Raw genomic sequence first — 26,562 nt, 5'->3', positions numbered from 1 at the left:
AAACATTTATGTGGTACGAAGTAAAAGTCAAATATTCTAAAATTGACGACAACGAAAAAATTAAAACCTTCAATCAGCCTTATTTATTTGATGCCTTAACGCATACAGAAGCAGAAGCAAGAGCTAATGAAGAAATGGGGAAATATCTTTCAGAAGGATTTAAAATTACAAGAATAAAACCCGCTAACTTTTCAGAAATATTCCCAAGCGAACACGGAGATCGTTGGTTTAAAGCAAAAGTTTCTTTAGTTGTTTTAGACGAAGATAAAGGACTAGAAAAAAGACAGAACTCTTTTGTTTTAGCACAAGCTTTAGATGTTAAAGATGCTTATGAGTGGATTCAAGAACAATTTGAGGACACCGTTTCTGATTACTCAATTCCAAGTATTACAGAAAGCCCAATTATAGACATATTCCCATTCTTTGATGAAGATATAGAAGAAGTAGATTTTGAGGAGCCTACAAAAAAAGAGTAAAAACCACAAAAACAATACACAATGAGTGATTTTAAACAAAGGCTAGAAGCCGAACAAGCAGAACTTAAAGATAAGCTATCTAAGTTAAATGGATTTATAGGAACAGGCAATTTCAATAAAGTAGACAAGGATCAAAAGACTTTATTAAAAATCCAAAGTTCAGCAATGGAAACCTATCTAAAATGTCTTACCGAAAGACTAGAAAGGCTTTAATCAACAAAAAACAGTGGTTATAAACAAGCTCATTAAATCTGGAAAGTCGAAACACAGTATTTAAATATAGCTAAACAGTTTTAACCACTGTTTAAATCAAAACTTTATGCAAGTAACAGGAACAATAAAACTCATAAGCGACACACAGACGTTTGGAGTAAGCGGATTCAGAAAAAGAGAATTAGTATTGACTACTGATGATCAATACCCTCAAATGCTCTTAATCGAGTTCGTACAAGACAAATGCGATATCTTAGATAATTACAAACTAGGCCAAGAGGTAACTATATCTATCAATTTACGAGGTCGAGAATGGATTAATCCAGAAGGAATTGCTAAATACTTCAACTCTATTACAGGTTGGAGAATAGAAACAACACCTCTGTCAGCTATTGATAGAAAAGCAACGGCTCAAAACACTTCTGTAGCCCAAAACGAAGAACCAGACGATTTACCGTTTTAAACAAAATTTAATCACTACAAAAACACAATAGATGGAAGGACAAGACCCTGCGTTATTAGTTTATACAAAAGACTTCTTAGAGGGCACTGCGGATCTTTCTGCAGAAGAGTTTGGAGCCTACACTAGACTTATATTTCACCAACATCAAAGAAAAGTTTTACCAAAAGACACAAAGAAATTAGCAAGACTTTGCGGTGTTGGTATCTCAGAATTTAAAGAAATATGGGAAGAAATAAAGCACAAATTCACGCTAAGCGAGCGCGGTTACGCTAACAAAAGGTGCGCTGCTGAGATCGCTAAGCGTTCGCAAAGCGGTACGCTAAAATCCATATTAGCGGTGTACGGAAATTGGATAAAAGCCAATAAAAAACTCAGTAAAAGAACAGTTTTACACATAAAAAAAGAGTTCAACGCTTTTGACTTTGTTAACATAGAAGATGATAAAAAAAGAAAAGAAGAAATATTAAATTTTCTTAGGAACGAAATTTTAGCGTTCGCTAAGCGAACGCATATAGGAAATGAAAATGAAAATGAAAATGAAAGTATTAATAACAATACTAATTCTTCTTTAAGCAAAAATTTCAATTTTAAAAATTCATTGATCGAGAGTGGATTTGACAAAGAGTTATCGAACGAATGGATGATTGTTAGAAAAAACAAAAAAGCATCTAACACAAAAACAGCTTTCAATAAATTCATAAGTGAGGTTGAAAAAACAAACAAAGAAAAAGATGATATTCTGAAGACTTGCGTTGAAAGAAGTTGGGGGAAGTTTGAAGCCATTTATTTAGAAAATATAGAAAAACAAGGAATAAGTCATGGAAAACAACAAGCTATCAGTAACGAGCCAAGAGTTAACCGTCAATCAATTTCAGAAGTTGGAACTAACCAACAAAACATCAGAAACATTCCTAACCCACTTAAATAAAACTTGCAATTTAGCTCCTGTTAAATTTTTATCAGTACCCAAACAAAGAATTGATGAGATAGAGTATGATTTGTTTAATGAGGCTTTATCTGCAATTCTCACAAAACAATCTAATTTTTTAGGGATTAAAGGACTTATAGACATTCCAACACTGGAAGATTTGATAAAAATGATTTTAACGTGTTTTAAGCACTTATCTCTTGTCGAGATAAATAAAGCGTTTGATTTAGAAAGATATTCGCAGTACGAGTATAAAACAGAGCATTTTCAGCTATTTAATGCGGATTACGTGTCTGAAATATTCAAAAAGTTCGAGAATTGGAAAAACAACAACATCAAAAAGAATAAAAAACTATTTGAAAAAAAAATAGAAGCTTCTAAGCCATCACAGGAAGAAACTAATAAAATTATTCAAAACGCAATTATTGAGTGTTATCTGTATGTTGAAAAACACAACAAGCTGCCAAACAACAAGCTGTATTTGTATTATGAACTTTACAAAAAAAATCAACTACCAAAACATGATTTAGCTTTTAAAGAAAAAGTAAAAAAAGCTGTTTTTAAAAAACTATATAAATCAAAAGGAAACAACACAGACTCTCTAAAACTTTTAAAAAGAAATGCAAAAGTAAAATTACTCTTATCAAAAGGAATGTCTCCAGATAAAGTAGCTGAAATTGTATCAAAAGAAGAAAAATATTGCATAGAAATGGAAAACTATTCAATCAAAAAAAAGATAGATCAAGTTCTTAAAAAAAAACAAGACATCCAGTCACTATGTAGAGAGTATATTTTGTTTCAATATTTCAAAAACCAAATTAAGAACAGCCAATAATTATGGAATTCATCAAGGTTAAAATAAAAAAAAGTTCTTTCAGAGATATTTGGTACAATCAATCTATAGGCGATGAATTTAAAGTATCAGAACATCAACACGATAGTGAATTCTATAATTTGGTAGGAGAAAAAAGAGTTATATACAAAGATGATTGTTATATATCTAACGGGGCAGTAAGGAAAAAACCTATTCCAGAAACAACTATAGAAGAAAGATTTATTAAAGATGGCTATAATAACGCTTCACACGCATTAAGCGTTTTAGGTACACTAGAATTTAAAAAAAAATACATTGGATTTCCTAAAAGATAAAATACGATCTCAGCTAAAAGAATACCATCAAAAAACAGGTGGCTACTGCGGAATTTTAATAGTAAACATTCCTGGAGATTTTAAAAAAGTAAAAGAAGTTTTAAGAGGTCTAAAAAAAGAAGGAAAAATATCAGTCCATGATAGCGTTAAAGGACATATGGTTAAATGGAAGGAGAGATAACGGTTTGTGGCTATAAGAAGTTGCCGATAATTAAACACAGAAATTAAAAACACAAAAACAAGTTACCGAGTAAGGATAGATAACGGTTTGAATATGAATTTTAAAAATTACGGATTATGAGCATACAAGTTAAAAATATAGATACCAACCAAGCGAAAGCCGAGTTGAAGAAATGCCCTAAAATAGTAAGAGATTACGTTAAGAGTTTAGAAGGTGTTTATGAAATGAATAGAGCGACCTTAAACAGGGCAATTGCTAAATTAAGACAGAAGTAAGTAATTTTTATTATTTATACTCTGTGTTGTTGTGGCGAAGCGAACGTTTTAATGCACTGCTTACTTAGCTAGGAATAGTACGATTAGAACAGCACAAACATTGATTAAAGAACAGAATTAAATTAATATTAACCAACACCGATAAGGCACTAAACCGCTTTTAATTTTATACGGTGTTGTTAAAAGTTTTAAAATTTACATTATGAAAGCAATAACTTATTATAAAAGGACAAACTTTTTTTGGTTCCGAATATTTGGACGTGGAATAGTTGGCAAAAACTTAAAAACAGAACCTTTACTTTTTAGCGAAAGAATTGGTAAAAGAAAAGTTATACAAATATTTGGATGGCGATTTAGCTACTTGAAAAAGATATAAATTTTACAATTTTTTACAACGCTTTGGCTGTGAAGCGTTGAGGAACGAAATGATTTTATAGCCTGTGTTATCTACTGCACGGGCTTAACAACTAAAATTTAATGATATGAGTATAAAAATGAAATTCAAAGATGCTCCGATAGGTGCAAGATTTAACTTTATTGGTGATGATGTGCCAAAAGATATTTATGTGAAAATACACGCTTACGATGATGGGCTTGTTGTAAAATGGAATGGTAATGTAGAAGGACATCAATCACATTGTTGTTGGTTAGATGAAGAAAACGGATATGACTTTGACACGGAAATATTAGTGTTGTAGATAACTGCACACGATAAGAATTGGTTGCTACACGTAGCTACTCTTTGCAACTGATTTTTATTGGTTGTTCTGCGGAGTTACTGAAAAAATAAGCCTGCCGTAGGCAAACACGGAGTTACGAATTATAAAAAAGTAAAAACAAATAAAATGGAAAATATAGTACAATTAAGAAAAACACAGTATGATGATTTAGTTGAAAAAGCTGAAATGAATGAAGCTGAAATAGAAAAAAGAGCTGATGAATTGTATCAAAAAAATGGAACGTATGCTATTAGCATAGAGCCTAAAGTTACTGATTTTGATAATAAAATTAAGATTAAGGCAAGTGCTTATGTTAGCGATTGGAATAGTAAGTTTCCTATTTCAGATAAAGATAAAAGAAAAATAGTTCAAGTTGCGGAAGAAAAAGCTGCTAATTTATTAGAAAATGCTTTCGGAGATATAATTTACAATATCAACGCTATAAAGAGTGCTAAGGCTGTTTTAAGAAACAGAATAAGATTATTTACAGGAGTTAGTGTTACAGGTTGGATTTTAGCTATAATAGGCATTCTAGTTATTTTATTCAAAAACTAATTAGTTATATTTTCGAATATGGCTAGTTGGTTTTAGCGTTGTTACTGGGCTTATTTTTGCAGTAATTACGTTGAACTTACTTAGCTAAGGTTAGGCTTGAAAGGTCGGAGACATTTCGAACCGAAACCGAAAGCGAGTAGACTAGGACAAAACTTTGAAAAAGCACAAAAGTAAGCTTGACTTTAGCGTGTGTTGTGGCTAGTTTTTGTAAAAAGCCCATGCCGTAGGCAAACCCCATTACACCAAGGAATAAATATTAATAATTAAAAATAAAATTATGAGTAAAAGTAAATTTGATACAATACACGAAATGCACCAAGACGATGTTAAAAACGACACTAGATTTGTAGCGGTTAGCCCTTATTTTGTTGATAGTAAAAATGTAGAGCAAGGAGCGTTGGTTACTATGGGTATAGATGGTAGCACTCACTTAGAAATGGTTAGGCAAAAAAGATTCCCTTTACTTATTATGGTTGATAAAGAAGAATATGAAAAGAGAATAAACACATAGCTACTGTGGGCTTTTTGCAACAATTAGCTACAACGGTCTTGTATAACCGTAGTTGCGTGGAATTATAAACTAAAATTAGTAAAAATGGACAGACCAAATAGAAACGAAAGAATAAAAATGCAAGATGAGTATTTTAATAAATATAATGATAAAAGTTACTTACAAGCATTAGAGAAGTATGCAAGTGCGCTTGAAGAGCAATTACGGTTATACGGTGTTAGCAAACGTTTAAAAGACTATGCTAATTGGATAGGTAAAAACGAGTTTACAATGTTTGCAGATGGGAACTGGCGTGATGGTTTTGGTAATGAGTTTACAAATAGTGAACTACATAGCTTATACTTAAATAAACCAAATAAGTAAATGTTTGCTAACTTATTAGCTAGGAATAGTTAGGTAAACAATCACAGAGTATCACGAATGATACTCACTTAAAAAACAAGAACAAAACTTTAGGAAAGCACGGAACTAATTATTTTTAGCGTGTGTTGCTAGTTGCTACTGTAAAAAACAGCCTGCCGTAGGCAAATACGGAGTTACTGAGTTATAAATTATTAAAATTAAATATTATGAAATGTAAGGATGTATTAGACAAACCTATACTAGAATTTCTAAAAGAAAAAGATTGTTGGTGTACTTATGGGAATGGTTACTCCATGCCTACTGTTCAAGACGTAATGCCAAAGGAAACACCTATTAAATTGCAATTAGCAAAAATGAGACAATTAAAAAAAAGAGGTTTGATTGATGGGTGTACTTGTGGATGCAGGGGTGATTTTGAAATAACAGATAAAGGTTTAGAGTATTTAGAAAAAAACTAATTAGTTATATTTCTGAATATGGCTAGTTGGTTTTAGCGTGGCTACTGTGGCTGTTTTTTACAGTAGTTACTTGTCAACATTCCTCGCATATGATTTGGTTGCTAAACGCATCGACTAATCGCAACTAAATTATATGCAGTGTTGGCTAATGTATGCGTAGCATCGGCATTTAAACGGTGTAGTAAAGTGGTTGTAAAACCTGTTTGCGTTAACTGAAATTCAAATAATAAAACATCAATTTATGGAAACCAAAATAATTATAGAAAGTCTTAAAAAAACAATAATTGAATTAAGAGATGAGAAATATCAGCAAGAAAAAAATGGATTAGCACACTCAGCTCTTGAATTTGTTAAAATGATAGAATTTAAACTACCTACGGAAAATACTAAAGAAGACTATTGCCAGTGTATTAGTACGGTTGGTGTTAGTGGTGAACCTTATGGTAAGCATACTTGTGATAGTTGTGGAAAAGAAGTTCCCAATAAGAATAGAAGGTATTGAAGGCAAAAAAATAAACGTGCTTGTCAAAGCTTGTTTATTGCGGGCAAAGGCAAAGAGCGTTGGCAGGCATATTTTAGCTCAACACTGGATAACATCACTAATTACGCAAGGTGTAATGTTATCCAGTGTTACACCCCAAAAACATCACCTTTTTATATAAAACAATTTTTACAAGTAAATAACCATGTTTAATTTAAAAGCAAGATTAACAACAATAGAGGATTATCCAGAATTAGTTGAATGGTGGAAATTTCACCGATGGTCTGTACCACCAAGCACGGATCTGTTAGACGATTTAAGGCACGGTATTATAATTTCTTTAGATGGAGAAAATATTTGTGCCGGGTTTGTTTATTTTACCAACGCTAGAGCTTTTGGGCTTTTAGAATTTATTGTTTCTACCAACAAAGTAAGGGATAAAGATATTCGTGCAGAAGCATTGCATACTTTAATTGAGGTTTTAAAACAAGCTGCAAAAAATAAAGGGGTAAAGATGTTGTTTTCGTCTTTAAACAACCCTAAATTAGTACAACATTACCTAGACTGTGGTTTTGTTATAGGATCTGAAAACACCAAAGAAATGACTTGTAAATTATAGATTATGGAAAATTTAACAGATTGGAAAGGAAATAAAATTACAGCAGGACAAACATTAGTTTTAGTAAGAACAAAACCTATTTTTGGAGAAATGAAATTAATGTTGTTTGATTTTAAAGAAAAAATGATGGAGCAAATTGGCGAAACAATAGTATCTCCAAAACATATATGGGAATTAGGCGGAGAATTTAAAGTATGGGAAGATAAGAGGGGAACTTTGTTTTACACCTTAAAAGAAGATGATTATAAATGCCACATTCAATTATCTTCTTTATTTTGGATGAATAATGCTGTTGTTTGTATTAAAGGAGTTTCAGATAACGAAAAGGATTATTACACCGAATTTTTTAAAAATTAAAATTGATGGAAAATAAATATTACACACCTAGTTTAGAAGAATTCCATGTGGGTTTTGAGTATTCTTACAAATCTAATTTATGGGGTTATTTGGATTGCACAAAAGGTTACTGGGCTTTAGTAGAGTTTTCTGCAGGTAGTTCAGAAGGTGACCTTTCAGAGATTCAAATGATACAAAATGCTATTGATAGTGAATCTGACGATATAGAAGTTAGAGTAAAACACCTGGACCATGAAGATATTGAAAGTTTAGGATTTAAGTTAGTATCTTCTGACTGGTATCACAACAATAATGATGAAAATCCTTTTCAGATATTAAAATCTTATAACAAGGAAAATGAATATCACATATCTTCTGGAACTCACGAACATAATAAAACACTTTTTAACGGTGTTATTAAAAACAAATCTGAGTTAAAGAGACTATTAAAGCAACTTAAAATTATTGATTAATGGAAAAAATCATAAAAGACATAAAGCATAAATTTAAAAACTCTCAAAGCTACTTGTTTGAAAACAACATTAGTATAGATTTAATGAATGATGTAATTTCTGAGATAAAAAAAGAAGGTAACTATATATAATTTTACACTAATCTAATTAGGTTTTAGTGTAATTAAGTTCTATATTTGTTTTATCAAAATGATAATACAATGATTAGCAACGACTTTAACTCTATATTAGAACTTATAAACGCTTTCCCAAATGAGCAAGCTTGCATCAATCATTTAGAAAAATTACGTTGGAACGGAAACGTTGTAAGTCCTTTTGATAACACCTCTAAGGTTTATAACTGTAAAGGTAATAAATACAAGTGTAAAAATACAGGTAAATACTTCAACGTAAGAACTCAAACTATATTTGACAATACTAAAATGCCATTGCAAAAATGGTTTCTTGCTATTTGGTTAGTTACTTCACATAAAAAAGGAATTTCATCTTTACAATTAGGCCGTGATTTAGATATTACTCAAAAATCTGCTTGGTTCATGCTTCAAAGAATTAGAAACTGTTTTGGTATTGATAATGATGCTCAATTAAATAATGAAGTTGAAGTTGATGAAACTTATGTAGGTGGAAAAAACAAAAACAGACACGCTAACAAGAAAATAAAGAATTCACAAGGTAGAAGCTCAAAAGACAAAACTCCTGTAGTAGGAATGGTTGAAAGAGGTGGTATAGTTACTGCTAGAGCTGTAGACAATGTGAAATCGGTTACTTTAACGGCTGAAATTATTAGAAACGTAAAAGAGAGTGCTAAATTATATTCTGATGAATGGTTAGGATATAATGGTATTGCTAGAATATATGACCACAGTATTGTAAAGCACAATCAAGGACAGTATGTTAATGGTAGAATTCACACGAACACGATAGAGGGGTTTTGGTCACTTTTAAAACGTGGTATCTTTGGAATATATCACTTCACATCTAAGAAGCACTTACAAATGTATGTTGATGAATTTGTATTTAGATACAACACTAGAAAAGGAACAGAAAGTAATAGATTCAACTTGCTTTTAAACAATATTGAAAATAGAATAACTTATAAAGAATTAATAAATGGATAACAAAATTTACGCTACCCACGCTTCTGACAAAACTCCTCTAGCTATAGGAGACGTTGAAATACCAGCTTATGTTTTAAGTAACGGTATGAGGGTATTATCAAGAAGCGGTTTGCAAAAAGCTATTGGTTTTGAAGGTAGTTCTGGTGATTGGATAATAAATTTCACTAATTCAAAATCAATATCACCATTTATAAATGCTGGGGTTTTTGATGCTTTAAGTAATCAAATAGAGTTCAAAAGAAACAACGCTGGTGGCTCTGTTTCAAAGACTTATGGATATGATGCTACGATACTTATTGATATTTGCGATGCAATTATTGAAGCTAAAAATGCTGGAAAATTAACTGAAAAACAGATTAAATACGCTGAAAAAGCAGAATTAATTATAAGATCAGTAGCTAAAGTAGGTATAATTGCTCTTGTTGATGAGGCTACAGGTTATCAATATGATAGAGAAAGTGGTGAGCTACAGAAGATACTGAAAGCATATATCAGTGAAGAATTATTACCTTGGCAAAAGAAGTTTCCAGACATCTTTTACAAAGAGTTGTTTAGATTGAATAGCTGGGATTTTACTGTAAAAGGAATTAAAAAGAGACCAGGAGTTATAGGAAAATGGACTAAAACACTTATATATAATGAATTACCTAAAGGTGTTTTAACAGAACTTGAAGAAAACACTCCTAAAAACCCTAAAGGTAAAAAAATTGCTCACATGCATAGATTACTAACTGATGATATAGGTAATCCACACTTAACAGCTCAAATAAATCAAATTGTAACTTTATTTCAGTTGTCAGATAATATGCAACATATGTGGAATCAATTCGAAAAATTAAAATTAAGACAAGGTGGTCAATTAGAGCTTCCTTTTAATTTTGATGATAAAGGTAGAACAGTAGAACCAATAGAGGAGAATACATTATCTGATTTTGACCAAAAACTAAAAAAAGGGTTGAATTACAATCCTAAAAAAGAATAAAAAATAAAAGCCCGAAATTAGACTAGTCGGGCTGATTTTTTATTTGGTGTAAACTTGTAAGTAGTTACCAAAAAGAATTCACCATTGGTGTAACTGCTGTGGGTAATATTCCAATGATTTGGGAAAAATAAAATATTTAAAATTATTGAGTAATGAGTAAATTCACTCCAAAAGACTACCCGAAAGATCAATTAATAAATGGTGTTTATTTTAAATCAGATAAACACATAGGATATCAATATGTTATAGAATTATGTAATGTAGATAAAGAAATTAATGCTTTAGTTAGAATACATGAGATAACACCACCAGAAAATCATTTTGACATAACTGGTTTAGTTAATGGTTCAGAAATATCATTTCCTAGTTATGATTCTGAATATATTGCAGAAGTTAATTTATGGGGTAAATATTTCTTTCCAAAATTTAGCGAAGATCTTCAATTGTACTACAATGATATAGATAATAACGAAGAAAAATGTAAATCTAACGCTATAACCTCTTTGTTAGAAGCTATCAATTTTGCAATAGATTACGGACTAAAAAAAAGCAACATAAACCTTTACTAATTATGAAATTTGATTCCAAAAAAACAATTGACACAGAAGAAGTAAACAAATATCATACATCCGAATTAACATATAGATTAAAAACGACTAAATATTTTACTCCACCAAATAAGTGTTTTAAAAACAGTGAGATCAAAGAATAATCTCGCTGTTTTTATTATATTTGTTATTCAACTTTATCCCTCCAAGAAACAAGTTTACCTGTCAATTATCTTATTATTATAAACCTGTATTCTCACTACAGGTTTTTTTATTATAAATAACTCTTAACCACATTACAACTTACTGCAAATAGTTCGTTTTGATCTTCAGAATCATCTTCTAAAGTAACTTCTAGTACATATCCACGCATAGCAGCACCTTCTATTCTGCTATCTTTTTTACCAAAGCAAAAAGCATCAAAATTAGGAGCGTTAATAAAAGCACTAACAGTTATTTTATTGTCTTGTATAGAGTCTATAATTCCAATTTCATCTGTAATATTATTATAAACTTGATATAATTTATCACCAATACTAATCATGTCGTTTAATAGCTTAAACTCGACCTCTAGTCCGTTTATATCTTGAATTATCCCAGTACCATGAGTAGATCCTTCTAAACTGCTAGAATCTTCGCTTTTACGAGTATATGCAAACCACCTACTTTCACGTTTGTTATATTCGTTTTTAGTAATTGTACTGTTGCTTAAATTTGTTTTCAAGATTGTTTCCCAAGGCGAACTACTTTCAGTTGTAATTGTCTTGTATATCTTATCCTGGTTGTTCGCTTCGTTAAAAACAGTCTTAACAAAAGATTTGTACTGAATACCATAGAATTCACCAAAGCCAATATTGTTGACATTGTGTCTATACAAGTCTCCGTTTTTAAAAGAAAAGAACAAACTATTAACTCCTATCATGTTTTCTGGAATAAAAGAATGAAACGAGGTCCATCCTTTAATGATAGGTGAGTATGATAAGTTTTGATTTCCTAAAGTAACAAAGTAAAGATCATTTTCTTGGTCATATGCTCCAAAAATTCTTCCTTTATAACTTTTTAATTTCTCTCTAAAATAACCTTTCACACCTGTTGTTATTTTATCAATACCGCTATTGCTCAATCTTAGAGCAGCTCCTCTCTTGCTGTCTATCCAGTAAATATGAAAATCATTAAAAGCAATGCTCTCTGGTTGACTACCTATACCAAACTCTCCTTTGTAAGATATCTGATTACCGAAAAAACTATCTGTTGTGGTAAGACTTGTGGTTCCGTCTGCATTAGTTACAATACTTTTCTTTATTAATACATAAGACACTTTGTCTTCTTGAAAAATGATCAAATTAGTGTCTCTAGCAATTAATTTATGTACTGGTCCGTATTTTTTATCTATATCATCTTTGTAATTAATTCGATATAGATTAAATTCATTAAGACCATTGTAGTTTGATGATTCATTGTAAGGTTCTGAGTTTGTTAAATCTGCAAATCTTCTTTTTTTAGAGAATTCCTCTATAGTTGTGGTAGTTGGCCTTAAATCTATGTTTAGATAATTTTCGTTAAAAGCGTCTAAGTAAGAAATACTCTCAATACCATTACCCATAACATAGCAATTAAACCACCCTAACAATACTTCTGAAGGAGTTGATGTAGTTTGATTATTTACGTTACCAGTATGTAGCCCATTTACAATATCAAATACCTCGGAAGTTTCAAAGAAAACATTAATGTTGGCATCTACAGGTTTTGATTCAAATATAATATCGGCAGTATCATTTTCTGGATTTCTAAAAAAAACAGTTACAGTGATATCAGTAGTTCTCCTTTTATTACCACCTCCATCAAGACCTGTCTCAAATCTAACTCCAGTACCTTCGTCATAAACTTTTATATATTTCTGACTTTCTGTTGTTTGATCACCTCTATCTTCCTCTGGAATATACAAGTCTCTAAAACCGATTTCATTAGCGTAAAAATCTCTAAAGTTATCATATGAATTATTAGAAACGTGTTCTGTTTCATAATCTATATATCTACCTGTTCTTTCTGTATGAGACTGAATACGTATTCTTATGTATGCGTTGTTATTTATTTTTAAAGCAAGGTTGTTTCTAATTGGAGCAATAGTTACTGTAGGGTAACCGCTGTGACTTGCAATATGTTCTTCTTCCTCGTCAAAAGTATTGGAATTATAGACCATATTAAATCCAGAAGGTTTAATTTTCATGTATGTCCCTGCAGGTTCTATAATTTCATTGTCTCCTCCAACAACTACAGCTCCAGTTTCTTCATCAAAAGCGTTACCCGTAATAAAGTTCTCTTCTTGAACAGTAACCTCCAAAACTCTTACTTCTGTAGTTTTACCTATAATCCCAGAGGTGTCAGATTTAACAAATAAAGTATCTCCAGTTTTAACTTTGTCTTTGTCGCTTCCTTCTAGTTTTACCCAAACATACTCTTTGTCAACATAAAAATTAAGTCCAAAAATATTGTAATATGTGTATCTGTTTTGTTTTATTGCAAACTTATATCTTACAGCATCAGCAGGGGCTTTGTTGTATATTTTCACCTTAAATCTATTCTGAAAATCTGACAAGTATTGGGCTACACTAATACCGTTATTTTCACAAGTTAAAACAGACGATGATCTGTTGTATTCGTCTAAGTATATTATTCCTAATTCATAGTCTCTATTTGTTTTGACACTTCTGTTTGCACCAGAATTAGATATTTTCACAAATACATTTTCAGAATCCGACCAAACCCAATCATCATACTCTATAGAGGTTATAGTAGGGGCTCCGACTGTTGTGACTACGGTGGTTATTGTTTCTATCACGGTAACTACAGTCTCGCTAGCTTCATTTGTAGTTGTTACTGGATCACTAACTACAGTTGTAGTCTCTGTAGAATCAATTATAGTTACATTGTCCGTAGAGTCTGATACAATAGTATCTGTATCAGACTCAGTTGTTGTACTTGGCTCACCTCCGTCAATAGTAACGGTCGTATTTGTTACCACGGTAGTTTCTACAGTAATTGTAGTTGTTATTGTGGTGTATTTTATTTTTGGAATAGTTATAATTATAATATCCGGACTACTATATGTAAAAGAAAAAGAAGTTACTTCTTTGGTGGTATAGTTATCTGGAGGGATAGAGTTTTCTGTATTTGAAAAAGAGTTTGTAAGAACCTCTGTTATAAAAGAAACAAATTCATCACTACTCGTAAGATCACTTACTGAGTCGTAGTCTGTATTTAATGAAAAATCTATTTGTGTTTTATATTTTCCGAAATAATCATCATCCTCACTCTTTAAGTCAAACAATATTGATATAACTTTCCCTTTAGATAAGTCTTGATTTTGTAGATCTATACTAATGCTTTTTGTGGTATTCAGTGTAAAAGGAATATCTTCTTCAAAAGTCTCATTAGATTCTAATTCTACTCTAAAATCAACATCTATAGAATTATTATTACTATCAACAAGATCAAAACCTTCTTCGTAGTTAGAGAATACTAGTCTGTTACCAATATACTCTACACATTCTGCTTTATTTGGAACATTATCAAACCTTCTAAACAACTCATCCTCGGCAAGCTGCCTATATAGTTTGTTGTTAGAGAATTTAAAACTAAAGCCATCTTCAATATTATCACTCAAGTTAAGATTATCTTTGTTAAAGCTTTCTATCAAGTAAACAGCGTTGGATCCAGATTCTTTATAAACTAACTCAATATCTGTTACATTGTGGCTCCCAGTATTCATAGATACGGTATAAGCATTAAAAGCGTTAACCATTCCTTTGTTCTCGAAAGTACTATAGTCTATCTTTAAATCTTTTGGCTCAAACGCATAGTAGCTAAATGAAGATAGTGCACTATACTCGCCATCAATGTACTTGTATCTATACGCAAAAGCTATAAACTTATCTTGTAAAGATTCTAGTGAAGTATTACTTTCAAAAGAATATCCAATATTAGGAGCTCTAAGTGGTGGTTTTTTTATTAAAGAAATATCATCCTCTGTAAAACCATCAACAGTATATGTTTTGGACCTTGAGATATTAATAATTCTAATAGGGTTATTATTGTCTGTCCAGACTAATAAATCTTTTTTAGAATCTTCATTATATATTTTTACAATTCCTGTAATAAGAAAGTTAGTACTAAAATTTAATACTCCTGTAGTTGTGTTAGACTCTAAAAGCACTGTATGACTATCTGAATCCGTATTGTATTCAACAACTAAGTCTTTAGAATCGCTATGAATAAAAAAATATAGATTTTCATTAGAAGAGTCTCCATAAGAACCTATAGTCTTTGCGTTAGATAACTCTAAAGAAAGAATTAATTTATTGCTTTTAATTTTTCTTATAGCTCCAACGTTCCCTTCACTATTGTTTAAGATGTCTATATTCTGGGCTTCTCTAAAAAAGCCTTTTGGAATAAGTCTTTCATCGGAGTCAAGGTCCATTTTACCGCCTACAAATGTATTTCTTACTTCCATGTCTTAGTCGATCTTGATGTTCTTTGTAAATTCACTAAACTAAATTTCATTGAATCTACTTTGGCTTCGTGTCTAGTTGTTTTGAATCTTAGCAGAGCTGAGTTAATTCTATTCTGAGGAATTCCTCTTTTATATTTTATCAAGTCGTAAAAAATCCAATCTTTTAAAACCTGTATAGCGTTTTTATGAACGCTTATTTCGTCTTCCTCATAAATACTTTTAGAGAGCCCATCGCTCCTGTATTCTATTACTACATCTGAGTTAGATAAGTCTGAGCTAAAGAATATTTTACCCCTTCTACTATCTATTTTAAAGTCACCATATTTACTTGTTCCGTTACCATCTTCACCAAATTCGTAACGCACATACGGCTTGTGGTATGTGTTTAAATGATCTGCTGCCAATATATTTCCGTTTCCATCGTAAATAAGCTCTTTGTCATTAGTTTGCAAATAGCTAATTGCTGTATTGATGTCGTTATTACCGTTTAGCGGGTACAGCCTATAACTATTGTTTTTTTCGTCAAGAATTAAAACAGATACCCTAATGCTATTCACAAAGTCGTTGGGTAGCGTAAAGCTAGGATTGTCTGGAATCGTAAACTGAATAGACCGTATGTCGTTAATTACGTTTTTATTTAACTCTCTTAGCCCTGCCTTAGCAGAATCTACAATTCGGTATCTCCTTGTGTTTTTTAACAAACTATCATCGTCCATGGATTCTCTAACAAAATCTTTTACAATCTCAGATAGTTTTACGTATTGGTAGCTTCCGTTTAGCTTTCTGTTGGTGTGATATTCAAAAGGTGTAGGCTCCATTAGTTAGTGATTTTTTGGTTAAAATCTTGTGCTTCGTGTCTTTGTGCTATTTCCTGTAAATCTTTTTCTTTTAGATTTATACCGAATCTAAGTAAGATTTTAAATAATAGCTTGTGTTCTTCTCCAGGATGAATGTCTACATCTTGGAAATCATTTGCATCTGGATTAAACATTTCCACTCCATCTACAAGTATATAGGTCCATTTATTTAATTTTGGGTTTCTTAGGTAGGATATTTCTACATTATCCTTTATACTAACAGGAGCTACTTTAATAGATAAACCTTGCTTAATTCCTACAGGGTACTCAATACCAACATCATCTTGTATCTCATTAAACTCCCTATAACTTTTAAGCATTTCTATACTTGTAGATTTATATCGAACAGAATCAAAATATCTTAAATCTGAAGGAATTAAGAAAGAACCATTTTGGTAAACCATGGATTTACTAGGTTCTAAATAATGCTCTAGTTTCTCCCTGTTTTTTTCAAGAGTATTTTCTAAATCTACACCAATAAGACCTCTATTGTGCCTGTTAGATAGCTTTGTAGCATCCTCAAATAATTCCTCGTACATTTCTACAACAGAGCTATATACTATTAAATTAAAATCACTAGGCTTAAAATTACCGTTGCCATCGGTGTTTACAATTGTTTTTGTTGTATTGAATAGCCTGTTTAACATTCTGTATAGGTAAAAATTATTATCATAACAAAGATAATAAATAAAAAGTATCAAATAATTGATGTTTAAATGATAAAAAACATCAATTTGTTTGTATTTTTGAATTCACTACAAAAACGACAAATGAAATACAATATTTTTCAACAAAGCGATATTTTACAAAATACCGTAGCCAAGGCATTGGGTATTGAGCCAAATGATAAATATCCATGGCTGATAACTTCCAATATGTATTTTGAAACTTATTTCTATCTATCTAGAAGATTTGGCCCTCCAAAAATATTAGATGATTTAAAAGATGGTGGTACTTGGGATTTTGCTGTTAAAAATTATACCATAAGAATTTGCTTAAACTCTAGTTGGGTTAGTTTTATTGTGTTTGGAGAATATCGCCTGCAGAATAATTTTATACATAGTGGTTTTTGGGTAAAAAAACAGAGAGAAGAAAGAAAGAAGAACCATTTGTTAATTAAAGAATTAGAAAATCCTTCTGAAAGAACTGATTATGAAAATGAGCAAATTCAAATACTTCTTAATGAGTTTCAAAAAGAACAAAATATTCCAGATGATATTACCCCAGAAGAATTTAATGATACATATGGTGTTCAGTTTTGGTATGATAAAATAAATGATTTTAATAATAAAATTATTGATGTAAAACTAGAAGACTACGAAGAGCATGGTGAGTATTCTAATTCTAAAACAAGACACGCACTAAAAACACTAGATCAGTTTATTAAAAACATGCTTACTCCTATATATATTAGAGATCGTGCTTTTAATATAAAAGGAGTTTTAACAGATAAAGAATCATGTGATTTAGTTAGGTACGAAAATAATATAAAAATTGAATATAAAAAACCATGAACGCAGATATCAAAGGAGCCTTAGAGCAAATAAATAGAAGTTATAAAGCTTTTACCCACAAAGGTAAAAGTATGACCAAACAACAGGTTAAAAAAGTTCTTGAATACGGAATTAGAAAAGGATATACAAACACAGGACAACTAAGCGATGATGAAGTTGATGCTGTTTTAAAAAACTCCCATGAAACACAAAATTAAGAGCATAAAAGACCTATCTAAAGTCGCTACAGAAGAAAACGTAGATAGACTCCTAAAAGATTTAGAAGGTGTATTAAAAGGTTTTGTGCAGATTAAAAAAACAGATCCTAAATCTACCCTAGAATATGTTGAGTGGAAAGATGATGGAGAGAACGTAATAATTGATTTAAATAATCTATAAGCACAGAGGATAGTATCGACTTATCAGCCTTAGTATTTTATGACGATAAAAGAAAGGGTGTTAATATCACCGAACATGAGCCTAGTAGCGTATCTGTAATGGAGTAAAACGAAAAACCCGCAACATTAAGTAAGTAAACGTTAATTAATCTGTGCTAAATTTTAAAAGATATGCCAATAGACTACAAAAAATATCCACCAAACTGGCTTTCAGAAATAAGGCCAAGAATAATGAAGAGAGCAAATAACAAATGTGAGTGTTGTGGGCTAGAGCATAAACAAATAGTTTTCGCTATAAAACTTTTCGTTAGGATAGATAAAAATTACAAACAAAGAACTATTTGGTTTAGAAATTTAGAAGACGCTGAAAGAGAGTTGATGCAAGATAAAGTCAAAGAAGTAAAAGTAGTAATTACTATTGCTCATTTAGACCACGATGAACTAAACCATGAGGTTAAAGATGATAGATTAAAAGCAATGTGTCAGATATGCCATTTAAGGTATGATGCTAAAGAAAAATACAGAAGAAGCTTATTTTAAAATCATGAAAAAAATAACCGAAAAATTATATTTCAGAAGCATAGACCATAACGTATGCTATCCTTTGTCTCATTTTATAGAGGAAGCAAAAGAAGAAGGGTTAACAGAAATAACTCTAGTTCAAGCAATACCAGACAAAGACACTAAAAATATTTTTTGGTGTTCTGAACATTTAGAAACAGTAGAAAAATCAGATTGTGTAAAGTCTTATTGCGATAGCTATTTTTCTAAAAGTGGACGTGGACCTTGTAGTAGTAGAGGTAAGCTCTATTTACACGGAGAAGAAGAAACTTTTAAAATTGCTGATTAAATGATAGTAGTACGACCACTAACAGAAAAAGAAAAGTCTAAAAACAAGGACATGGAATTTATCATTGAAATAAATGGTAAAAAAAGATTCTTCACTCAAAAAGCACTAACAGAGTTAAAAAATAAAATCACTAAATCATTAGACAAATGAAAAAACAAATAAAACAAGTAGAAGAGTTCCAGACCACCTTTAAGCAAGCCGTAAGACATACTCCACAACTAAACCATTAAGCACTTCTATTCTAAGATATGATTTAATGGAAGAAGAAAACAAGGAATATAGGGATGCTATTTTAGCAGGTAATTTAATAGAAGTAGCCGATGCACTAGGCGATATGCTTTACATTCTTTGTGGTACTATCCTAGAGCATGGAATGCAGAACAAAATAGAAGAAGTCTTTAACGAAATCCAAAGAAGCAACATGAGTAAGTTGGGCGAAGATGGTGAACCAATATTCCGTGAAGATGGAAAAATATTAAAAGGACCTAATTACTTTAAACCAAACATTGCTAAAATATTAGTAGAATAAAATGTGTGCGTTTAAATTGCATTAATAAAAAATGAAATGCCATTACATTCAAGATGAAATTGCAGGCAAAGTATTAATACCTGGTTGTTGGGGAACAGTTCACTCCAACGATATGAGTGATTGCTATTGTGATCGTTCTAAAAAAAGTCCAGAGCAAGTAATAGAGGATCTTAAAGAACAAGTTAAAAAACTAAAAAAACAATTAAATGAAAAAACTACTAATATGCAGTAAAAAAGGAGCATCCTTATTAGAAAAACTATTAAATCATTTTAAATCTCTTAGCCACCAACCGGTAACCATGGAGTTAGATCGATTAGATGGAAGTGATTATATAGATGTTACAGTTCGTTCAGCAGAAGGAACCATGAAGTTTAACGCAGAAGTTCACCAAAGAAAAAATAAGGTTCCTGTTTATCAAAATGAAAAATTGATTAATAACATGTGCCTAAGTTATAGACATGATTTTGGTTTATTACCTAAATTAATTCAACAGGACTTGGTTAAAGAATGCAAGGAATGGCTTATGGCTTATGAAAAAAATAAAAACCTAACTCCTTAATGGTAGTTAGGTTTTTTGCTTTTAGAACCTTTTTTGGCTTCGTCTATTTTGTACTTACTATATCCCATAATGTGTTTTGCTTTATCAGATATTTCGTAGTCTTCTTCTAAATAAACTTCATCCCAATTTTTGAGAATATCAAGTAATATTTTTGGAGCTCCTACAGACATCATGGCAACTTTAGAAATTGCTTTTTCTATGTTTTTGTCTCTAGTTTCCTCACTCTTTGCTTCTAAAGCTTTACCGATTAAATCCTCAATACTTTTTACTTCTTCATATAATTGGTTGTCTATAACTCCACCATAAGTAAAGTCTTTGTCTAAGACAATTCTATCTACGGTATAAAGCAGCATACTACCAATAACAGGAACAGAATTTACATTTCCTAAAATAGCAGCACTTAACATAGACTTATCATCGTCAGTAGCTTCTTCATCGCCAAAACCTAAAGCGTTAAAAATACTTCCTGCCATCATGTTAGATAGGTAGGTGTAGAGCATTGGTTGTGCAAATTGGTAGTTTGCAAAGGCCATGGCATTGTTAAAATTGGTACCTTTTTTATTTAGTCCTCTTAATCCTTTTACCAATTCTCTTCTATGGTAATTAGCGTTATTCTGGTTTTGAATAGGCGAGGTAGCAAACATCATAAAATATCTAAAACCTGGATGCTTTTGAAGTTCACTCTTACCAAAAGCACTATTAGATTGCTGTGCTCTATCTACAACACTTTCAAACTTAACCATGGCTTTTTGTCTAGCTGCTTCTGGAGTATTGGTTTTTAAATAATGATCGTACCATGCACTATAAACAGGAGCCGAACCTAAAACCCCAACAAAATCACCTAGTTTTACATTTGCCATCATGTAGTTTCTAGCCTTATTAAAGAACCTTGCACCTTGTTTTCTTCTAGCTTCAAGAGTTGGGTTGTCTAAAGAAAAACTATCTGAGTTTTTAGAAATATCTGTTAATCCTGTAACGGCATCGTCCAGACTTTCCATGTCATATCTATTTTTGATATAATCAGAATTCTTTACCAAAAATTTCATAGTAGAAACAATGTTAGTAGGCGAGTAGTGTTTTACAAAATTTACGGGGCTTAGTCTTGGCATTTCAAAAGCACCGTTCATAAAAGATATGGTTTGCGTAATCATAATTTTACCTTTACCCGCTAAAACAGATACCGCAAAATTCCTACCTAATAAATCAATGTTTTTTTCTAACAAACCACCTTTCATACCTTGCTGCTCAATATCTCTTTCTTTGTAAAACTTTAAACTTTCTAAAATCTTATCTCCAACCTTTCCGTTGTTTAACAGAATAGCCTTCTTAATATTTTTATCGTTTAGTATTTTTCCATATTGTCTATTGGCTTCTGCAAAAGCAACGTAATGTGAAGACTCGTTTATATGTAATCTAAGCAACGTATTTACATCTTTAGGTATAATCGGCTTAGAATTGGTTACACGTTCTTTAAGGCTTCCAAAATTAACTGTACCCGCATTGGTTTTGTCTAACAAATCACTATCTCCAGACTCATAACCTTCTCTAATTACTTTACCGGCATACTTTTTAGGTTTTCCTAATGAAAAAAAGTTTTGATCGTAATAAGCTTTGTTTAATTCGTCATAAGATTGTTCGTAAGCTTCAAATAAAAAGTCTCCGTACTGTTTTACTTTTTCTGGTAGTAATTCATCAATAGCAACTAAGTCAAAACCAGAATTTTCTAAACCAGGAACTAGATCCTCATTTTGTGAATTCATCCAAACATTTAATAATTGTGAATAGGTATAGCTTGCCTTCTCCTGTTTTAAAGGTGCGTTGGTGTCGTTATCTGGGTGTCTTAGTAAATCTATATCTACTTTAGTATTTAGTAGAGTATCGGCTTTAACAATACTACCAAATATTTTTTTCTGAGCGTTCTGAGCTTTTTTAGATAGATTTTTAATTCTAGTCTTTTTAGCCGTCTCAGCTCTCTTTAAACTATTTACAAATTGTACCCATGGACTAGAATCTCTACTTTCACCTCCAATCTTAGAAATAATAGTAGCAATGCTGTCTAAACTACCTATCCATTTACCAGAAAAAGCAGTGAAAAAACTTCTTTGGAAAATAGCATTTTTATTTTTTTCCTTTAATTTGTCTTCGGGCAAAATAGTACTCTTACCTTCTGGGTTTGCATCTTTTTCTAAAGCATCAACAAGCACCTTGTCACTGTTTAGTCTTTGCTCTTTTAATGCTTTTAGTTCACTTCTACCATTTTCAAAAACTCCGTTTAACTCATTAAAAGCTTCTGCTAAAAGTTCCATTTTTTGTTGTGAGCTTTCTGCAGTCAATCCGTTTAAGACGGATAATGAAATTTGCTTAGATATTAGATCCGTGTTTTCTTCATTGGTCCTATTTTCTTTTTGATTAAGAGTATCTATTTCAGCACTTAAATTTTGAATAAACGCAATTGAGTTTCCTAAAACAGTATTTGGAATAGTAACGTTTTTCTTTTTGGTTGCTTCTTTGTGGTTGTTAAGTATTTTTTTTACCCCTTTTAAAATTGTTCCTGCTTCTTCTGTCGTTAGGTTTGCCTTACGCAACCCATTAAGGTTTTTACTAAGGTTTTTACCTAAGATGGTATTGATTGCTTTTAACGTTTTTCGGCTTTCAATATCATAAGAAATATCCGTTACTTTGTCTAAAGCCTTCTGTAAAGAACGCTGAGTTTTAACCTTATTTAATTCACTAAGAATTGTATTAAGATTAGATTTGGTGATGTAACTTATATCTTTAGAGTCAATTGCTTTCTGTACGTGTTTTTTTAATTGATTTCTCAATGCAATTACATTAGCACCTCTAGTTTTTAATTGGGTAACTATTCTGTTAGATTTTGATAACAATGTTTTTAATCCATTATTCTCTTTTTCTAAGTCTTGAATTAAAACCGTTTTTTTAATATCTTCATCAAACTTGTTATCTACAATAGTTTTAGATTCTTCTGATAAGTTTTTATACCAATCAGATTTTTTTAAATGAGCAATTCCTTTTTGAATAGCATCATTAATGGTGGCTCCTGCTTCTAGTGCGGTAGCTGTAATTTCTACGGCTCCATCCCATGCTACTTTTATAATTCCTAAAGGATCACTTTGTAGTTTCCCTAAATCTTTATGCGATTGTATAAACTTTGCTTTACGTAATACTTCTGCAGCTTTACGGAAATTTTCACTACTACTTACTATTTCTTCTGTTGGTTCTTTTTCTTTTGTTCCATTACTTTCTTGAACGCTTTTACTTTTGGTATTTCCTCCTTCGTTAGTTTTCGGTTGATATTCTTGGTATTGTTCTTCATAATATTCGGCTTTTTGTTGCTCTGTTAATTCGCTAAGATAATCATCTTCTGCTTTAATAGATTCATACATAGCAAACTCTTCCGGAGTTAAACTATTTATGTATGCTCTTAATTCTTCTTCCTCCTGTATTTGTGCATTTTCAGAATATACATTTTTAATTTCATCTTTTACCTGTTGAATATTATCATTGTCTTTAATAGCTTTGATAATCTCATTTCTTACTTCTTGCTCGTCTAAGTCTAAGTCAGATTCTTGTGTAATTAATTCTGCAGCTCTTTCTATAGAAACAGATTTGTCTTTTTTATTAAATCCAACAGCCCAAATAACTTCTTTGTGAGATAGTCCAGTTTCGTTTTTTGCTGATTCTGCATCAATGTTACCACCTCTAGCAAAATAATCTAAAACCGCTTCTTTTTCATTGGTAGGAGTAAAATCATTAAGGATTCTTTTTTCCTCAGCAATTTCCTCTTCCTTTATTTGATTTTCAGTTTTAGTACCTGTTGCATCAGCAAGTATTTTAGAGTAGTTGGCATTTCTTTGTAACTTCTTTTTGCCTGTTTTTTTATCGGTTACTTCTCTAAACTTAGAAATTTCTCTGCCGTCTTTTGTGCTTTTAATCTTGGTAACGTTTCCGTCTGTACCAAAATAAACATCATAAATTGAGTTCTTTAAAGATGTTACTTGCTTTACGGTTTCCTCTACTTCAACCTTTCCTTCACTTGCTTTAGACTCAGTTCTGGTTTGTACACTTTCCTGCTTAACTTCGGTTGGTGTCTCGTTACTGATAGGAGTACCAGGTCGAACTTCTCCATCAGTAGCAATATCGCTTGTCTGTGTTCCTTCATCTGGTTTTAATGTTACTCCACGTTCTGCATTGTCAAGATTATTTTTTCTAGCTTCGCTTTCGTATCTTAAATACTCTTGTTCTTCATTTGTTTCAGAATTTCTATTCTGTCCTTCATTGGCAACTTGTTCAGCTTCTCTCTTAGAGATTGCTTCGTCTGCAAGTCTATTGGCTTCTTGGTAATCTTGTTCTGTTGCATTTTCTTGGAAATTTAATAGTTTATACTCGTAAGCTATTTGCTCGGCTCTTTGTCCTCTAATAGTTCTCTTATTACCGTTTTCATCTTCTAGGCTAACTGAATAACCTTTAGAGGTTTCTGTAATAGCTGCTTCTGGATCGCTATAGTTATTATTATATTTTTGTCCATCAATTTCAACTCCGTAAGCATCATCTACTTTTATATCTAAAGCTTCTTCTTTGGTAATGTTTAAATCTTCTAAAGTTCCGTTTTTAGACAACTCATCTATATTACCCAGTTCGTGAATAGTTCCATTAGTATCTTCAAAAACTACTTGTTGGTTTTCGGTAGTAATAGATCCTTTTTCGTTATTGTATAGATAAATATTTCCATCATCAATAGTATTGTTAATAGGAGTTTTTACTACTTCATCAACCTGTTTTGGTGGTTCAATTTTTGTTTCTGGTACTTGTTCAGTAGGTTTAGTTTTTTCATCACTTCCTTTATCAGTATCGTTTCTAGTGATAGTATCTTCATTAACAGGAGTTTTTACAATTTCTTTTCCAGGGTTTTCAGCAATACCGCTTAACTCTGTGTCAATTTCTGCAATACGGTCTTTAAAGCCTTTGGTAAGTCCATCGTCTAAACCTTGCATATTTTCTTTTAGAGTTTGTTTTTCAACAACCAATTGGGCTGCCTTAACTCTGTTAGGGTCTGAGATTCCTTTTATTTTTGTTTTGCTTAATGCTTCTCTTGATTTGTCAAAATTCACTAAAATTTCATCGGCTCTTTCCCTGGTTAATTCTCCGTTTACAACAGCATTTTCTATTTCATTTTTTAAGAAATATTCAGATTTGGGCGAAGCTGTAACTTTTAGTGTAGATAAATCAATTTCGTTATTGCTATATACGTCAGAAATTGATGTATATGGGTTTGATTCATCTTTAACAACATTTTCTATAACGTTGTTGGTTATGTTGTCTTGAATAAGGTTTTTTGAGTTCTTGACTAATCCAGTTAATTGTGCTGCGGAACCTGTAGATCTTGACAAAGCAAAACCAACAAAATAACTATCCATTGCCTTAATTAATGATTCTTCTAAATTTCCTTCCTTACCTTGTATATAAACGTCAGATAGGTCTTGGATAGCTGATGTTGCTGCTTCTGATAGACCTTCCATATTAGCATCTGCAGTAAGTGATATAAATTTTTCTGCTATTTGCTTGGTAGAGAATCCTTTTGATACTGCTTCTGAAAAAAACTTTTTAGATAATTTTGCTGAAAATATTTCTGTTAAAAACTCTGCCGAAGTTTTAACTGCTGAATTAAGAAGTGTTTTGTTCTCAAGTTTTTCTCCAGACTCTTCAAGTTCTTGAATGTTGTCTGTAAACATTTGATGAGCTGCAGCCGCAGATGTTGGAATTGTAAGAAACTGAACCATATCTAAGAGTGATCCTGCACCTTCTGTTAGAGCTCTTTTTGTTGCTTGTCCAATATCACCATTACTGAAATCCTCTGTAATAGAACTTTCGTATTCACTTACCTTTTGCAGTACTTTATCTGCATATTCTTTTTGAATACGGCTTGTTTTAGCTCCATATTTTAGTATGTCTCCAACTGTCTCCGAAACTTTTCCGTATCTATCTGCTATAAATAAATCTTTTTCTAACTCTACATCTGCTTTATCATCAAATAACTGGTCTAAATTATTGTAGATGTCTTTATCTTTATTAGAAGCAGTTAATGAGAATATGGCTTTGGCACTACCCATTAACATATTTCGCAAGGAACCGTCTAACCTATAAGCACTAGATTTGATTTTGTTTTTAGTGTCTTGCCAAAAAGAAGGTTTTTCTTTTTCTTGTATAGTAGAGTCTTGTGTTGGCTCTATATTTGTAATATCGTTGTCTACCTGCTCTGTTGGTTCTGTAACGGTTGGTTCTGCAGTATTATTATCAGTAATACTACCACCAAAAACTTTGTTATTCCATGTATCATAATCAGCGTTTAATTTTTCTTGTCCTCCAAAATGATCAAACATTCCTTGCTTGTAATCATCATTGTCTTTTATTTTATTAGCCCATGTGTTAAAATCAACCCCCAAAGATTCTTCTCCCCCAAAATCGTTATAGGCTCCTTGTAAATATTCCTCGTTCATTG

Annotated in this window: 33 protein-coding genes and 1 pseudogene; 30 read left to right on the top strand and 4 right to left on the bottom strand. The window is 31.5% G+C overall.

Going from position 1 to position 26,562, the window contains the following annotated elements; genetic code table 11:
* Nucleotides 1–8 precede the first annotated feature (8 nt).
* The 21 genes from Q4548_RS04585 (at nucleotide 9) to Q4548_RS04485 (ending at nucleotide 10,869) form a co-directional block, all read left to right on the top strand.
* Nucleotides 9–476 (top strand): DUF4494 domain-containing protein, encoded by a 468-nt coding sequence (locus Q4548_RS04585; protein ID WP_303452025.1) that lies wholly within the window; start codon nucleotides 9–11, stop codon nucleotides 474–476.
* 21 nt (nucleotides 477–497) lie between these two features.
* Complete coding sequence (locus Q4548_RS04580) at nucleotides 498–689, top strand: crAss001_48 related protein (protein WP_303452023.1); 192 nt, start codon at nucleotides 498–500, stop codon at nucleotides 687–689.
* A gap of 106 nt (nucleotides 690–795) precedes the next feature.
* A complete protein-coding gene (locus Q4548_RS04575) occupies nucleotides 796–1,152 on the top strand; it encodes a DUF3127 domain-containing protein (protein ID WP_303452021.1) in 357 nt (118 codons plus the stop codon).
* Nucleotides 1,153–1,183: 31 nt separating this feature from the next.
* Nucleotides 1,184–2,080 carry a YdaU family protein gene (locus Q4548_RS04570; RefSeq protein ID WP_303452019.1) on the top strand — a complete coding sequence of 299 codons (897 nt, stop codon included), beginning with the start codon at nucleotides 1,184–1,186 and terminating at the stop codon, nucleotides 2,078–2,080.
* A complete protein-coding gene (locus tag Q4548_RS04565; RefSeq protein WP_303452017.1) occupies nucleotides 1,971–2,915 on the top strand; it encodes a hypothetical protein in 945 nt (314 codons plus the stop codon). Before Q4548_RS04570 ends, Q4548_RS04565 begins: the two co-directional genes overlap by 110 nt.
* 2 nt (nucleotides 2,916–2,917) lie before the next feature.
* Nucleotides 2,918–3,229, top strand: a complete 312-nt coding sequence (locus tag Q4548_RS04560) for a hypothetical protein (RefSeq protein ID WP_303452015.1) — start codon at nucleotides 2,918–2,920, stop codon at nucleotides 3,227–3,229.
* Nucleotides 3,210–3,410, top strand: coding sequence for a hypothetical protein (locus Q4548_RS04555; RefSeq protein WP_303452013.1), 201 nt, complete (start codon nucleotides 3,210–3,212; stop codon nucleotides 3,408–3,410). The genes Q4548_RS04560 and Q4548_RS04555 overlap by 20 nt, the downstream gene beginning before the upstream one ends.
* Before the next feature lie 116 nt (nucleotides 3,411–3,526).
* The gene (locus Q4548_RS04550) at nucleotides 3,527–3,685 is read left to right on the top strand and encodes a hypothetical protein (RefSeq protein WP_303452011.1); all 159 of its coding nucleotides are present in this window, start codon (nucleotides 3,527–3,529) and stop codon (nucleotides 3,683–3,685) included.
* A 482-nt stretch (nucleotides 3,686–4,167) separates the two neighbouring features.
* Nucleotides 4,168–4,383 (top strand): hypothetical protein, encoded by a 216-nt coding sequence (locus tag Q4548_RS04545; protein WP_303452009.1) that lies wholly within the window; start codon nucleotides 4,168–4,170, stop codon nucleotides 4,381–4,383.
* Nucleotides 4,384–4,530: 147 nt separating this feature from the next.
* The gene (locus Q4548_RS04540) at nucleotides 4,531–4,959 is read left to right on the top strand and encodes a hypothetical protein (RefSeq protein ID WP_303452007.1); all 429 of its coding nucleotides are present in this window, start codon (nucleotides 4,531–4,533) and stop codon (nucleotides 4,957–4,959) included.
* 277 nt (nucleotides 4,960–5,236) lie between these two features.
* Nucleotides 5,237–5,470 carry a hypothetical protein gene (locus Q4548_RS04535; RefSeq protein ID WP_303452005.1) on the top strand — a complete coding sequence of 78 codons (234 nt, stop codon included), beginning with the start codon at nucleotides 5,237–5,239 and terminating at the stop codon, nucleotides 5,468–5,470.
* Nucleotides 5,471–5,554: 84 nt separating this feature from the next.
* The gene (locus Q4548_RS04530; protein WP_303452003.1) at nucleotides 5,555–5,833 is read left to right on the top strand and encodes a hypothetical protein; all 279 of its coding nucleotides are present in this window, start codon (nucleotides 5,555–5,557) and stop codon (nucleotides 5,831–5,833) included.
* A gap of 206 nt (nucleotides 5,834–6,039) precedes the next feature.
* Nucleotides 6,040–6,291: a hypothetical protein gene (locus Q4548_RS04525; RefSeq protein WP_303452001.1), complete on the top strand. Its 252-nt coding sequence runs from the start codon at nucleotides 6,040–6,042 to the stop codon at nucleotides 6,289–6,291.
* A gap of 241 nt (nucleotides 6,292–6,532) precedes the next feature.
* A complete protein-coding gene (locus Q4548_RS04520; RefSeq protein ID WP_303451999.1) occupies nucleotides 6,533–6,793 on the top strand; it encodes a hypothetical protein in 261 nt (86 codons plus the stop codon).
* A gap of 184 nt (nucleotides 6,794–6,977) precedes the next feature.
* On the top strand, nucleotides 6,978–7,391 hold the full coding sequence (locus Q4548_RS04515; RefSeq protein ID WP_303451997.1) for a hypothetical protein: 414 nt from the start codon (nucleotides 6,978–6,980) through the stop codon (nucleotides 7,389–7,391).
* A gap of 3 nt (nucleotides 7,392–7,394) precedes the next feature.
* Complete coding sequence (locus Q4548_RS04510; RefSeq protein ID WP_303451995.1) at nucleotides 7,395–7,748, top strand: hypothetical protein; 354 nt, start codon at nucleotides 7,395–7,397, stop codon at nucleotides 7,746–7,748.
* Between the two features lie 2 nt (nucleotides 7,749–7,750).
* Nucleotides 7,751–8,200 (top strand): hypothetical protein, encoded by a 450-nt coding sequence (locus Q4548_RS04505; RefSeq protein ID WP_303451993.1) that lies wholly within the window; start codon nucleotides 7,751–7,753, stop codon nucleotides 8,198–8,200.
* Nucleotides 8,200–8,331 (top strand): hypothetical protein, encoded by a 132-nt coding sequence (locus Q4548_RS04500; RefSeq protein WP_303451991.1) that lies wholly within the window; start codon nucleotides 8,200–8,202, stop codon nucleotides 8,329–8,331. Before Q4548_RS04505 ends, Q4548_RS04500 begins: the two co-directional genes overlap by 1 nt.
* Before the next feature lie 69 nt (nucleotides 8,332–8,400).
* Nucleotides 8,401–9,318: an IS1595 family transposase gene (locus Q4548_RS04495; protein ID WP_303451989.1), complete on the top strand. Its 918-nt coding sequence runs from the start codon at nucleotides 8,401–8,403 to the stop codon at nucleotides 9,316–9,318.
* A complete protein-coding gene (locus tag Q4548_RS04490) occupies nucleotides 9,311–10,300 on the top strand; it encodes a P63C domain-containing protein (RefSeq protein ID WP_303451988.1) in 990 nt (329 codons plus the stop codon). The genes Q4548_RS04495 and Q4548_RS04490 overlap by 8 nt, the downstream gene beginning before the upstream one ends.
* 152 nt (nucleotides 10,301–10,452) lie before the next feature.
* Nucleotides 10,453–10,869: a hypothetical protein gene (locus Q4548_RS04485; RefSeq protein ID WP_303451986.1), complete on the top strand. Its 417-nt coding sequence runs from the start codon at nucleotides 10,453–10,455 to the stop codon at nucleotides 10,867–10,869.
* 253 nt (nucleotides 10,870–11,122) lie between these two features.
* Here Q4548_RS04485 and Q4548_RS04480 read toward each other — a convergent pair whose 3' ends face one another.
* Genes Q4548_RS04480 through Q4548_RS04470 form a run of 3 tightly spaced genes read right to left on the bottom strand, consistent with a single transcriptional unit; the run spans nucleotide 11,123 to nucleotide 16,862 of the window.
* Nucleotides 11,123–15,358, bottom strand: a complete 4,236-nt coding sequence (locus Q4548_RS04480; RefSeq protein ID WP_303451984.1) for a hypothetical protein — start codon at nucleotides 15,356–15,358, stop codon at nucleotides 11,123–11,125.
* Nucleotides 15,349–16,176 carry a hypothetical protein gene (locus Q4548_RS04475; protein WP_303451982.1) on the bottom strand — a complete coding sequence of 276 codons (828 nt, stop codon included), beginning with the start codon at nucleotides 16,174–16,176 and terminating at the stop codon, nucleotides 15,349–15,351. Before Q4548_RS04475 ends, Q4548_RS04480 begins: the two co-directional genes overlap by 10 nt.
* The gene (locus Q4548_RS04470; RefSeq protein ID WP_303451979.1) at nucleotides 16,176–16,862 is read right to left on the bottom strand and encodes a hypothetical protein; all 687 of its coding nucleotides are present in this window, start codon (nucleotides 16,860–16,862) and stop codon (nucleotides 16,176–16,178) included. The genes Q4548_RS04475 and Q4548_RS04470 overlap by 1 nt, the downstream gene beginning before the upstream one ends.
* A 123-nt stretch (nucleotides 16,863–16,985) precedes the next feature.
* On the opposite strand from Q4548_RS04470, the gene Q4548_RS04465 reads away from it, so the two are divergent.
* The 9 genes and pseudogenes from Q4548_RS04465 (at nucleotide 16,986) to Q4548_RS04425 (ending at nucleotide 20,045) form a co-directional block, all read left to right on the top strand.
* A complete protein-coding gene (locus Q4548_RS04465) occupies nucleotides 16,986–17,729 on the top strand; it encodes a hypothetical protein (protein ID WP_303451977.1) in 744 nt (247 codons plus the stop codon).
* Nucleotides 17,726–17,926 (top strand): hypothetical protein, encoded by a 201-nt coding sequence (locus tag Q4548_RS04460; RefSeq protein WP_303451975.1) that lies wholly within the window; start codon nucleotides 17,726–17,728, stop codon nucleotides 17,924–17,926. The genes Q4548_RS04465 and Q4548_RS04460 overlap by 4 nt, the downstream gene beginning before the upstream one ends.
* Nucleotides 17,910–18,107, top strand: coding sequence for a hypothetical protein (locus Q4548_RS04455; protein ID WP_303451973.1), 198 nt, complete (start codon nucleotides 17,910–17,912; stop codon nucleotides 18,105–18,107). The genes Q4548_RS04460 and Q4548_RS04455 overlap by 17 nt, the downstream gene beginning before the upstream one ends.
* A 170-nt stretch (nucleotides 18,108–18,277) precedes the next feature.
* Complete coding sequence (locus Q4548_RS04450) at nucleotides 18,278–18,646, top strand: hypothetical protein (protein WP_303451971.1); 369 nt, start codon at nucleotides 18,278–18,280, stop codon at nucleotides 18,644–18,646.
* A gap of 4 nt (nucleotides 18,647–18,650) precedes the next feature.
* Nucleotides 18,651–18,956 (top strand): hypothetical protein, encoded by a 306-nt coding sequence (locus Q4548_RS04445; protein ID WP_303451969.1) that lies wholly within the window; start codon nucleotides 18,651–18,653, stop codon nucleotides 18,954–18,956.
* Nucleotides 18,957–19,106, top strand: a complete 150-nt coding sequence (locus Q4548_RS04440; protein ID WP_303451967.1) for a hypothetical protein — start codon at nucleotides 18,957–18,959, stop codon at nucleotides 19,104–19,106. It begins immediately after the preceding gene.
* Nucleotides 19,103–19,485 (top strand): annotated as a pseudogene (locus Q4548_RS04435) (hypothetical protein). Before Q4548_RS04440 ends, Q4548_RS04435 begins: the two are co-directional and overlap by 4 nt.
* Before the next feature lie 31 nt (nucleotides 19,486–19,516).
* Nucleotides 19,517–19,717 carry a hypothetical protein gene (locus tag Q4548_RS04430; RefSeq protein ID WP_303451965.1) on the top strand — a complete coding sequence of 67 codons (201 nt, stop codon included), beginning with the start codon at nucleotides 19,517–19,519 and terminating at the stop codon, nucleotides 19,715–19,717.
* Complete coding sequence (locus Q4548_RS04425; RefSeq protein WP_303451963.1) at nucleotides 19,692–20,045, top strand: hypothetical protein; 354 nt, start codon at nucleotides 19,692–19,694, stop codon at nucleotides 20,043–20,045. Before Q4548_RS04430 ends, Q4548_RS04425 begins: the two co-directional genes overlap by 26 nt.
* Here the strand turns inward: Q4548_RS04425 and Q4548_RS04420 are convergent.
* A complete protein-coding gene (locus Q4548_RS04420) occupies nucleotides 20,042–26,560 on the bottom strand; it encodes a hypothetical protein (RefSeq protein WP_303451961.1) in 6,519 nt (2,172 codons plus the stop codon). The two genes, Q4548_RS04425 and Q4548_RS04420, sit on opposite strands and share 4 nt — an antisense overlap.
* Nucleotides 26,561–26,562: the final 2 nt, after the last annotated feature.

This window comes from Wenyingzhuangia sp. 2_MG-2023, from assembly GCF_030548295.1.
Classification (GTDB): Bacteria; Bacteroidota; Bacteroidia; order Flavobacteriales; family Flavobacteriaceae; genus Wenyingzhuangia.
Note: the sequence above shows the minus strand (reverse complement) of the source record. Positions and strands in the feature narration are given on the sequence as shown.

What these genes read in the sequence shown, in the direction of transcription:
- Q4548_RS04480 (WP_303451984.1), bottom strand. Translation starts at nt 15,358, where the DNA reads ATGGAAGTAAGAAATACATTTGTAGGCGGTAAAATGGACCTTGACTCC.
- Q4548_RS04565 (WP_303452017.1), top strand. Translation starts at nt 1,971, where the DNA reads ATGGAAAACAACAAGCTATCAGTAACGAGCCAAGAGTTAACCGTCAAT.
- Q4548_RS04475 (WP_303451982.1), bottom strand. Translation starts at nt 16,176, where the DNA reads ATGGAGCCTACACCTTTTGAATATCACACCAACAGAAAGCTAAACGGA.
- Q4548_RS04485 (WP_303451986.1), top strand. Translation starts at nt 10,453, where the DNA reads ATGAGTAAATTCACTCCAAAAGACTACCCGAAAGATCAATTAATAAAT.
- Q4548_RS04530 (WP_303452003.1), top strand. Translation starts at nt 5,555, where the DNA reads ATGGACAGACCAAATAGAAACGAAAGAATAAAAATGCAAGATGAGTAT.
- Q4548_RS04550 (WP_303452011.1), top strand. Translation starts at nt 3,527, where the DNA reads ATGAGCATACAAGTTAAAAATATAGATACCAACCAAGCGAAAGCCGAG.
- Q4548_RS04450 (WP_303451971.1), top strand. Translation starts at nt 18,278, where the DNA reads ATGCCAATAGACTACAAAAAATATCCACCAAACTGGCTTTCAGAAATA.
- Q4548_RS04515 (WP_303451997.1), top strand. Translation starts at nt 6,978, where the DNA reads ATGTTTAATTTAAAAGCAAGATTAACAACAATAGAGGATTATCCAGAA.
- Q4548_RS04540 (WP_303452007.1), top strand. Translation starts at nt 4,531, where the DNA reads ATGGAAAATATAGTACAATTAAGAAAAACACAGTATGATGATTTAGTT.
- Q4548_RS04455 (WP_303451973.1), top strand. Translation starts at nt 17,910, where the DNA reads ATGAAACACAAAATTAAGAGCATAAAAGACCTATCTAAAGTCGCTACA.
- Q4548_RS04470 (WP_303451979.1), bottom strand. Translation starts at nt 16,862, where the DNA reads ATGTTAAACAGGCTATTCAATACAACAAAAACAATTGTAAACACCGAT.
- Q4548_RS04420 (WP_303451961.1), bottom strand. Translation starts at nt 26,560, where the DNA reads ATGAACGAGGAATATTTACAAGGAGCCTATAACGATTTTGGGGGAGAA.
- Q4548_RS04425 (WP_303451963.1), top strand. Translation starts at nt 19,692, where the DNA reads ATGAAAAAACTACTAATATGCAGTAAAAAAGGAGCATCCTTATTAGAA.
- Q4548_RS04585 (WP_303452025.1), top strand. Translation starts at nt 9, where the DNA reads ATGTGGTACGAAGTAAAAGTCAAATATTCTAAAATTGACGACAACGAA.
- Q4548_RS04520 (WP_303451999.1), top strand. Translation starts at nt 6,533, where the DNA reads ATGGAAACCAAAATAATTATAGAAAGTCTTAAAAAAACAATAATTGAA.
- Q4548_RS04430 (WP_303451965.1), top strand. Translation starts at nt 19,517, where the DNA reads ATGAAATGCCATTACATTCAAGATGAAATTGCAGGCAAAGTATTAATA.
- Q4548_RS04545 (WP_303452009.1), top strand. Translation starts at nt 4,168, where the DNA reads ATGAGTATAAAAATGAAATTCAAAGATGCTCCGATAGGTGCAAGATTT.
- Q4548_RS04535 (WP_303452005.1), top strand. Translation starts at nt 5,237, where the DNA reads ATGAGTAAAAGTAAATTTGATACAATACACGAAATGCACCAAGACGAT.
- Q4548_RS04460 (WP_303451975.1), top strand. Translation starts at nt 17,726, where the DNA reads ATGAACGCAGATATCAAAGGAGCCTTAGAGCAAATAAATAGAAGTTAT.
- Q4548_RS04525 (WP_303452001.1), top strand. Translation starts at nt 6,040, where the DNA reads ATGAAATGTAAGGATGTATTAGACAAACCTATACTAGAATTTCTAAAA.
- Q4548_RS04495 (WP_303451989.1), top strand. Translation starts at nt 8,401, where the DNA reads ATGATTAGCAACGACTTTAACTCTATATTAGAACTTATAAACGCTTTC.
- Q4548_RS04560 (WP_303452015.1), top strand. Translation starts at nt 2,918, where the DNA reads ATGGAATTCATCAAGGTTAAAATAAAAAAAAGTTCTTTCAGAGATATT.
- Q4548_RS04465 (WP_303451977.1), top strand. Translation starts at nt 16,986, where the DNA reads ATGAAATACAATATTTTTCAACAAAGCGATATTTTACAAAATACCGTA.
- Q4548_RS04445 (WP_303451969.1), top strand. Translation starts at nt 18,651, where the DNA reads ATGAAAAAAATAACCGAAAAATTATATTTCAGAAGCATAGACCATAAC.
- Q4548_RS04575 (WP_303452021.1), top strand. Translation starts at nt 796, where the DNA reads ATGCAAGTAACAGGAACAATAAAACTCATAAGCGACACACAGACGTTT.
- Q4548_RS04440 (WP_303451967.1), top strand. Translation starts at nt 18,957, where the DNA reads ATGATAGTAGTACGACCACTAACAGAAAAAGAAAAGTCTAAAAACAAG.
- Q4548_RS04570 (WP_303452019.1), top strand. Translation starts at nt 1,184, where the DNA reads ATGGAAGGACAAGACCCTGCGTTATTAGTTTATACAAAAGACTTCTTA.
- Q4548_RS04510 (WP_303451995.1), top strand. Translation starts at nt 7,395, where the DNA reads ATGGAAAATTTAACAGATTGGAAAGGAAATAAAATTACAGCAGGACAA.
- Q4548_RS04580 (WP_303452023.1), top strand. Translation starts at nt 498, where the DNA reads ATGAGTGATTTTAAACAAAGGCTAGAAGCCGAACAAGCAGAACTTAAA.
- Q4548_RS04500 (WP_303451991.1), top strand. Translation starts at nt 8,200, where the DNA reads ATGGAAAAAATCATAAAAGACATAAAGCATAAATTTAAAAACTCTCAA.
- Q4548_RS04490 (WP_303451988.1), top strand. Translation starts at nt 9,311, where the DNA reads ATGGATAACAAAATTTACGCTACCCACGCTTCTGACAAAACTCCTCTA.